The following is an 8,433-nucleotide window of genomic DNA, read 5'->3' as shown; positions in this document are numbered from 1 at the left end:
GAGTTAGAGAGAGGGGGAGTATGTGGCACAAAACTCCTTAAGTTAACGTCATTTTATATACACACATTCTTTCAATTCATTCCCCCTCAGTCATCTATACAGCGTATCCAGGAAACTCCATCTCTAAAATTTGCTCATTTTGTCTCAAATTTTTAAAATGTCAACAGACAGAAATTGCCAATATTACTTATTGGACGTATATAAAACATCTATCCCACTTCCTGCATCACTACTGGTTACTTGAATACTTAAAAATTTATTGAGTAAATATTTAAGCGTTAGTACATTGGGATCTGCTTGTGATAATCCTACGTTGTAGCTTAAATATACTCGCTTGGATATGGCTTTTCCTACAACTAAAGCGGTGTTATCACTAACCTGATTTGTTACCAGATTGTAATTACTGTTCGTTTGGACATTAAAGTCAAATCCTAAATTTTGTTTTAATTGCTCCATCAATTGTGCCCCATTTGTTCCTGTGCCAATATTCATTGAAGAAATTGCAGCTAACAAAAGTTGCCCTCCAGCTTTATTGGCCTGACTTGCAGGGCGTCCTAAAACCAGCATGGACAGGATATCTGCTTGAGAAAGAATGGATGGATTGGAGAATAGTTGAATTTTAGGATCGCTAATGCGTCCGCTTACTTCAACTCCGACGCTGATATTACCGCGCAGGTTAGCATTTTGCAGATTATTGTTATTAAAATCGAACAGCTGGTTGGAGCTGGTAACTGATGAGGAGGTGGTATCAATTTTTTTTGCTGCTCTTAAATTAATGCCCGGGTTATCAATGCGTCCTCCGGTAAAGATGATTTCTCCTTGTTCAATCGCTAAATCCTGGCCATAGGCTTTATATTCCCCTTTAAGAACATTGAGCTCCCCATTCGCATTAACAGGGCCTTGGGATAGTTGCTTTAAATGAACGGTGCCGCCAAGGTTTGCATGCAATCCTTTAAACGTGAGTTCTACGTGTTCCCCCATCTCTATACTTAAGTCCATGTTTGTATTAAAGGGCGTTTTTGGTGCTTCTTCTTGTTTGGTGTTAAAGACTATATCCTCTGAAACAGCGATACTATTGGAAAAGGATTGTGGTTTGATTTGAGCAAAAGGAATAGTAATAATCCCGGCAATATTCAGGTTTGATGGTGAAGCCGTGATTTTAATTTGCGGTGAAATGCTAATTTGATATTCTCGGGTGTTCATAACTGGGAAATCGGAGCCTTGTAGAGAAAACTCTCCTGAGGGTGTCTCGTTTAAAATCCCCGCACCTTTCAATAGCAGCTTTTTACCTGCAGAACCGATCATCCCATCAATATTCCATTTGTTCTTTTTGGCGAGGAAGGTTATGTCAATTGGATTCAGATTCAGACCGAATCCTGGCAAAGAAACACTGGCGTTATTAAGATGTATTTTGCTTTCAAAAAGCATTTTTTCCAGAGTGCCTTTTGCTTTAAGGGATGCAACCAGATGTCCTTTGGGATTACTGATTTCTGGGCTAAATGATTTTATAAATTCAAACGAATTAAATAATAAGTTCAGTTCAGCAGATATCGGCTGTTTGCTTGAGAGGCCTGAATCAAGTTTAAAATCAGGTAAATTAAATTTTAGCTTCATTGAGGTATTGGCATCAATATTTAAAGAGCCTTTGCCAGATAAAACATTCTTTGCCAGGGAGGCGTTTATTACCCCGCCTGTAAATTGCAATGAGGGAAAACTGCTGTCTTTGGGCATTTGATAATGTCCGGGAGCTAAAGTGATGGCTACATCGCCCTTGCGAAGATCCTGGATATTTCCTTTAATGCCGATGCTTGCATAAAGTCCTTCCATTTTTGAGACAGGACTTTGGGTTTGAGCTATTGTTGCATTAAAATCCCATTTTTGTGGAAGTACCCCAGTAGCAAGGGCGTTGACTTGCCAATTGCTTTGATGATCTTTATTTACTTTTGAAGTCAGTTCAATCTTAATATCAGGCAATTTACCTGTTATATTTATTCGTCCTTCAGGACTATTAATACTGCTCTGCGGTGATACTGGCCATTCAATGGTGCGCCATTTAATTGTCTGATTTAATTCGGAAAATTGTTTTAACGTTCCATTTAATGTCAATTCAAGAAGGCCATGAAAATCACCACTCCATTGTAACTGATTGAAATCCCCCCCGATATTTGCACTCCCTTGAAGCAAAGACTTGGTTTTATTGCCCGGGTTTAACTGAATTGAACCTTCAAGTGCATGTGGCATAGCAAGAGCAATCTGCATTCGTCCATTAATGAGATTGTCCAGATAATTCAATTGTAAGGAATCTATTTTTAAAATCTGAGCGTTAATCGTTCCTGTCAGATGAATATTTTTGATTAATGATTCTTTATTATATTCAATAGTCTCTGCATTTAATGAGTCAATTTTTAATCGACGATTTAAAAGTGTGTACACATTCCATTTGATGCTTAATTTGCTTATTTTTAAATGCAGCGAATCGTAATGATATTCAAGTTCACCTATGTAAAATTGATTTGCTAACTGACCTTGCAACTTCTGAATTTTTAATGTGCCTGGAAGTACTATTTTACTTAATTTGAGAGCCGTATATAAACCAGGGGTTGTAGTCAAAAGAAAGGCAAGCAAGCATCCAATACTAATGAGTAAAATCAAACTGGTATAGTAGAGCCTTTTTAAGAGCTTTATCATAAGTCTGGTCCCATATTGATAACCAATCGTGGGTTAGTTGTTTCTCTTCGCAGATTGGAGGTTACTGCCTGGGCTAATCCTATTTTAATAGGACCTATAGGAGAGACCCACATTAAACCGACTCCCACATCATAGAGGGTATCTTTGGGAGCTGGATTATAAACACTACCCATATCGTAAAATCCAATAAGGTACCAATTTTTTTTGGTTTCTTTTTGTATTTCAAAACCACCGTAGCTGATTATTCTTCCCGGCCCAATCGAATTAAAGGTATAGGCTTTTAAATTATCTGTGCCACCCAAAAGTAAGGCAAGGGTTAATGGTAATTTATTGATGTCTTTGGTTGCTGTAATTCCCTGAATAGCATGTCCATAAAGTCTTAGTCGAAGAGATTCTATTTTATAAGCTGCTTTAGCATCTACGGATAATTGCCCAAAATCAAGATTTGATAAGGTCAGCTTATTGGCCCCTAGTCCATTAAAAGTAACATTGTAGCCTGAGGGAGAAAATAAAAGATTTTTAGTCTTCGTAAACGTAAACGTTGCTTTCGGATATAAAAGCAGCTGGTTTGCCGCAGGTTGATCCGTGTAATGAAAACTTTCATATAATCCATTAACGGAGAGTGCGCGTTGAAAATGTTCACTATTGTGAAGTTGGCCAATTGACAAAAGAAAAGCATTACTGTATCCGGTATTGTAATTTAAATTTGAAAAATTACCGGTAATACTGTATTGGTCATTCACTGGGTTTTTTCCTGGAATGACATATTGTGCCTGTAAGGCATTTTGGGTGAAGGAGCCTTGGGCCAGGGCATTAAATTTATGTCCTTTTCGATTAACCGGAATGACATGAAGTGCTGCCCGCCCTCGAACTCCAGTATCGGTACCATAGCCGGCACCTATTGAATAGGAATATTTTGATACGGGTTGCAAGTACAGATTAACTGGAACTGTCTGACTGTCATTAATTTGGGGCTTAACCAGTACGGAGTTAAAATATCCGCTATTCGACAAATTATCATTTAATTTAAGAATCTGTTCCGTAGAATAGGGTTGTCCTGGACGAAATGGTACGTAACGATGCAATAGTTCAGGGTTGATGTTGGTTGGATCAAACTGTATCTGGCCAAAATAATAGAGCGCACCGGTATCAAATATCAGAGTAATTTTTGCTGAATTAGTTTGTTCATTAATTAATATTTCTGATTTTTGAAAAGTGGCGTGTAAATAGCCAAGATTTTCTGCTGTATTAATTAAACTTTGTTTTGCTTGATTATAGCGTTCGCTAAATAAAGGATCTCCATTTTTAATCGGTAATTCATTACGTGTTTTAAGTAATAAAGGATTTTCCCGGCCGTCACCAATGAGTTCTACCGTTATTGACGAAATATGAATCTGCGGGCCGGTCTGGATGTTTATTATAACACTTTGAGTATTTATCTTCCTGATATTTACCTGTGCTTTGAAATACCCATAGGGTTGAAGCGCTTTTATAATCTGAGAGCGTAATTCATCAAGGTTTAATTCATTCAATGGTTTGATTTTTTGGAGTTCATCCAGGCGTTGTTCTACATTGGCAAGAACTTTTCCACTTACTCCACTGATTTTTAATGCAGGAGATTTGCCGCCTTTGGCCAAGGCAGGCAGGCAAATAAACATTAAGAAAATAAAAGCTAATTTTTTCATGCAATAGTTATATCAATATGGGGCATTTACTTCTTCCATACTTTTTAATTTATAAACCAAATCTAGTGCATCCCTTGCTGTTAATGTATCTGGATTAATTTTAGCCAACTCTGCAAGGACAGGAGAGAGTGCTGGCCTTGGTATTGGAGAATCCATTATTGGATGTGGATTATTATCTTGTATCGTATGTAGGTAGGTATGCGCCATATGTAATACCTCTTGGGGTATTCCTGCTAATGCCGCTACCTCAAGACCGTAGCTGCGGTTTGTTGAACCTTTTTCTACCTGATACAGAAATATAATCCTGCCAGTGTCCAATGATGCCTTTAAATGTACGTTACGAATACAAGGTAATTCCTGAGGGAGTTTGGTTAATTCAAAATAATGAGTTGAGAATAAAGTATAAGCTTTTAGTGTTTTGGCCAGGTAGGCACAGCTGGCGTAAGCCAAAGCCATTCCGTCATAGGTACTTGTTCCTCGACCAATCTCATCAATGAGTACCAGACTTTCATGAGTTGCTTGTCGTAAGATGTGTGCGGTTTCTGTCATTTCGACCATAAAGGTTGAACGGCCTGAGGCCAGATCGTCACTTGCTCCAATACGAGTGAATATTCGGTCAATTGGACCCAGAATTGTTTTTTCAGCAGGAACAAAGCTACCTATGTGGGCAAGGAGCACTATTAGGGCCGTTTGGCGCATATAGGTTGATTTACCACCCATGTTGGGGCCGGTAATTAATAAAATATTTTCATTGGGGCTAAGATGTAGGTCATTGGAAATAAATTGTTCTTGAACCAGCTGTTCTATTACCGGATGGCGCCCTGAATGAATCATTATACCAGGTACATCCACCAATTCAGGGCAATTCCAATTTAAACTTTGTGCACGTTCAGCAAGGGTAACAAGTACATCCAATTGTGCAAGAGCCTGGGCCAGGAGGGTTAATTCGCTGATCGAGTTTTGTAGTTCATCCAGCAAATTATCATATAACCACTTTTCTCTGGCTAAAGCTTTTACCTGAGCTGATAATACCTTTTCCTCGAATACTTTCAGCTCGGGCGTAATGTAGCGCTCAACATTTTTTAATGTTTGCTTTCTTTGATAATTGGCTGGTGCTTTTTCTGACTGGGATCGCGATAACTCTATGTAAAATCCCTGTACATTATTGAAGCCGAATTTCAGAGTCGATAGGCCTGTACGTGATTTTTCTTCTTGTTCCAGATGAAGCAGTTTTTCATGAGCATTGGTACTTAACGTTCTAAGCTCATCAAGCTCTTCATCAAATCCTGTGGCAATCACACCACCGTCTCGAATCAATACCGGGGGATTGTCTATGATTGCCGTTTCCAGTAATTGCTGCAGGATTGGCAACGGTTCTAGCTGTATTTTTAATTGGTTTATCAGTGTGCTTTTATAGCAAGCCAGCATTGGCTTAAGTTCAGGGAGTAATAACAAGGTGCTGCGCAGAGAGGCTAAATCTCGTGGACGTGCAGATTTTAGGGCAATCCTGGATACGATTCGTTCAACGTCGCTGCATTGTTTTAGCAGTTGGTGAAGTGTTGCATCTTGCTGGGCAGTAATAATTTCATTAATACTGTGTTGACGCAATTGAATCTGGTGCTGCTGTTTTAAAGGTCGTCCTAACCATCTTTTCAATAATCGGCTGCCCATGGAGCATGCGGTTTTATCTAAAATCGTCAGTAAACAATGAGTGCTGCCACCGTGTACGTTTTCAAAGAGTTCCAAATGTTTTTGTGTAGACGCATCCAGTTGCAGATAATCTTCTGAATGCTCAAGAGTTATTGCTGTAAGATGAGGCATGGCCTGTTTTTGAGTTGTTTGCAAGTACGCGAGTAAAGCGCCCGCAGCAATTAATGCCGTAGGGTGATCTGATTCTCCAAATGCTGACAGGTTGGCCACTGAAAACTGTTCTCGTAATAATTTGTATGCACTGTCAGAACTAAACTCCCATCCGGGTCTGGTTTTAACCGCAAAATCAGAGCAGTAATCGTATAAAGTTGATGATTCTTGTACGAGTATTTCTGCAGGTTGTAATCGATTCAGCTCAGCATTGAGTTGAGTGCCTTCATTTAATTCAAGCAAGTGAAAACGACCTGAACTTAAATCAACCCAGGCTAACCCGGTTTTTTGTTTGTGTTGATGGATGGCCAACAGCAGATTGTCTTTTCTTGCATCCAGCAGCGCCTCATCGGTGACCGTACCTGGAGTGATAATTCGAGTAACCTGACGTTCTACTGGGCCTTTGCTGGTTGCTGGATCACCTATTTGTTCGCAAATCGCAACAGACTCTCCTTTTTTTAGCAGGCGAGCCAGATAGTTCTCTACGGCATGATAGGGAAGTCCTGCCATGGGGATGGGCTTGTTCTCTGATTGACCTCTATGCGTCAAGGTTAAGTCCAGTAATTGAGCCGCTCTTTTCGCATCATCAAAAAATAACTCATAGAAATCACCCATGCGATAAAACAACAACATGTCCGGGTAGTCTGATTTTATACGTAAATACTGCTGCATCATTGGGGTGTGAGTGGTCGTCATAAGATCGTGTCAAAATAAAAGTTGCCGCGATTTTAACAAAACTGGGTTTGTAAGTCAGTAAAGAGAGCTATTGCGTTTAAAATTTACATTATGTGTTTGATTTAAAATTTTATTTTATGTGGATTGATGATAAGTCCTTCACTTCATGAGAATATTTGCTAGAATTAAAATGATTTTATATAAAATCTAAATTAAATAGGGAGAATGGTTATGAATCGTTTAGCTATGATAGCTGCAACTGGATTTTTGGCAGTACTGTTAACTGCTTGTGGTGATAATGGTGCTTCAAAGCCAGCAGATGATAAAACTGACACCACTGTTCAGCAAACACAACCCACTGATGATGCAGGAAAAACTGATGCAGGAACCGCTCAGCCATCTACAGACGGTCAAAGCCATTAAGATTTCATTACTTTGATTTATCTAGCTTAAGAAAACCCCATAAGAACGAATTATGGGGTTTTTTCTTTTAGAGGATCTATTTCTGTGACCCATTTTACCTTACTCATTAAAGAGCTTGCGTTTCAATTGCAAAATACCCGTCAACAACTGGTTACGGCAGAATCTTGTACTGGTGGATTAATTTCTGCTTATCTTACTGAAGTTCCTGGAAGTTCAGCCTGGTTTGAGCGTGGTTTTGTAACCTACAGTAATTTAGCGAAACAAGAGATGCTTTCTGTTCCTGAGGAATTATTGCGGCAATTTGGAGCTGTAAGTGAAGAAGTTGCTTTGGCAATGGCGACAGGAGCACTTCAACACAGCGCAGGGCATATTGCTGTCTCTGTTACGGGCATTGCAGGGCCTGATGGTGGAAGTATTGACAAGCCTGTTGGAACTGTTTGTTTTGGTTGGGCGGTCCGAGATACCCAACATCAAACATTGAGAAAACAGTTTAATGGAACCCGTCAGGAAATTCGTGTGGCTGCATGTGAAGTGGCTTTACGAGGAGTTCTTTCTCTTATTCGTCCTTAAAAGAACACGTATCAGACTGTTCAGAGAGAAAGACGAGATGAATCAGTTTGCTGGTAGCGTATATCTGTGTGATAATTTTGTCCTTGCAACTACTACTTGGAATCATTATGGAAGAGAATAAGCAAAAAGCATTATCAGCAGCGTTGTCGCAAATTGAGCGCCAATTTGGTAAAGGCTCCGTAATGCGTATGGGGGATAGTACTGTCTCTCGTGATATAGAAGCAGTTTCTACAGGATCATTAGGTCTGGATATTGCTTTAGGTATAGGTGGTTTACCTAAAGGGCGTATCGTTGAGATTTATGGTCCAGAATCCTCAGGTAAAACGACTTTAACTCTTCAGGTTATCGCAGAATGCCAAAAAATGGGTGGAACGGCTGCATTTATTGACGCAGAACATGCACTAGATCCCAGCTATGCACAAAAATTAGGTGTTAATGTTGATGATTTATTAGTTTCTCAACCAGATACTGGAGAACAGGCACTGGAAATTACTGACATGCTGGTTCGTTCTGCTGCAGTGGATGTTGTCAT

6 protein-coding genes are annotated in these 8,433 nt (G+C 39.5%); 3 read left to right on the top strand and 3 right to left on the bottom strand.

Annotated features, from left to right (window positions below):
• Nucleotides 1-183: 183 nt before the first annotated feature.
• Genes Q0495_RS04845 through mutS form a run of 3 tightly spaced genes read right to left on the bottom strand, consistent with a single transcriptional unit; the run spans nucleotide 184 to nucleotide 6,929 of the window.
• On the bottom strand, nucleotides 184-2,688 hold the full coding sequence (locus tag Q0495_RS04845) for a translocation/assembly module TamB domain-containing protein (protein ID WP_298623712.1): 2,505 nt from the start codon (nucleotides 2,686-2,688) through the stop codon (nucleotides 184-186).
• The gene (locus Q0495_RS04840) at nucleotides 2,685-4,373 is read right to left on the bottom strand and encodes a POTRA domain-containing protein (protein WP_298623710.1); all 1,689 of its coding nucleotides are present in this window, start codon (nucleotides 4,371-4,373) and stop codon (nucleotides 2,685-2,687) included. The genes Q0495_RS04845 and Q0495_RS04840 overlap by 4 nt, the downstream gene beginning before the upstream one ends.
• A gap of 12 nt (nucleotides 4,374-4,385) precedes the next feature.
• On the bottom strand, nucleotides 4,386-6,929 hold the full coding sequence (mutS, locus tag Q0495_RS04835) for a DNA mismatch repair protein MutS (protein ID WP_298623708.1): 2,544 nt from the start codon (nucleotides 6,927-6,929) through the stop codon (nucleotides 4,386-4,388).
• A gap of 210 nt (nucleotides 6,930-7,139) precedes the next feature.
• Here mutS and Q0495_RS04830 point away from each other — a divergent pair, with 210 nt between their 5' ends.
• The 3 genes from Q0495_RS04830 to Q0495_RS04820 form a co-directional block, all read left to right on the top strand.
• Nucleotides 7,140-7,331, top strand: a complete 192-nt coding sequence (locus Q0495_RS04830; protein WP_298623706.1) for a hypothetical protein — start codon at nucleotides 7,140-7,142, stop codon at nucleotides 7,329-7,331.
• 84 nt (nucleotides 7,332-7,415) lie between these two features.
• Entirely contained in the window at nucleotides 7,416-7,901 is a 486-nt protein-coding gene (locus Q0495_RS04825; protein ID WP_298623704.1) for a CinA family protein, read from the top strand.
• Between the two features lie 107 nt (nucleotides 7,902-8,008).
• Nucleotides 8,009-8,433: ATPase domain-containing protein (locus tag Q0495_RS04820; protein ID WP_298623702.1), on the top strand; the 425-nt coding region annotated here is incomplete at its 3' end.

Origin of the sequence: uncultured Legionella sp. (assembly GCF_937871865.1) — a bacterium.
Taxonomy (GTDB): domain Bacteria; phylum Pseudomonadota; class Gammaproteobacteria; order Legionellales; family Legionellaceae; genus Legionella.
The sequence above is the reverse complement of the archived record's forward strand: the minus strand, read 5'-3'. Positions and strand labels throughout refer to the sequence as shown.

Coding starts and splice junctions, on each gene's coding strand:
- Q0495_RS04845 (WP_298623712.1), bottom strand. CDS start 2,688: ATGATAAAGCTCTTAAAAAGGCTCTACTATACCAGTTTGATTTTACTC.
- Q0495_RS04840 (WP_298623710.1), bottom strand. CDS start 4,373: ATGAAAAAATTAGCTTTTATTTTCTTAATGTTTATTTGCCTGCCTGCC.
- mutS (WP_298623708.1), bottom strand. CDS start 6,929: ATGACGACCACTCACACCCCAATGATGCAGCAGTATTTACGTATAAAA.
- Q0495_RS04830 (WP_298623706.1), top strand. CDS start 7,140: ATGAATCGTTTAGCTATGATAGCTGCAACTGGATTTTTGGCAGTACTG.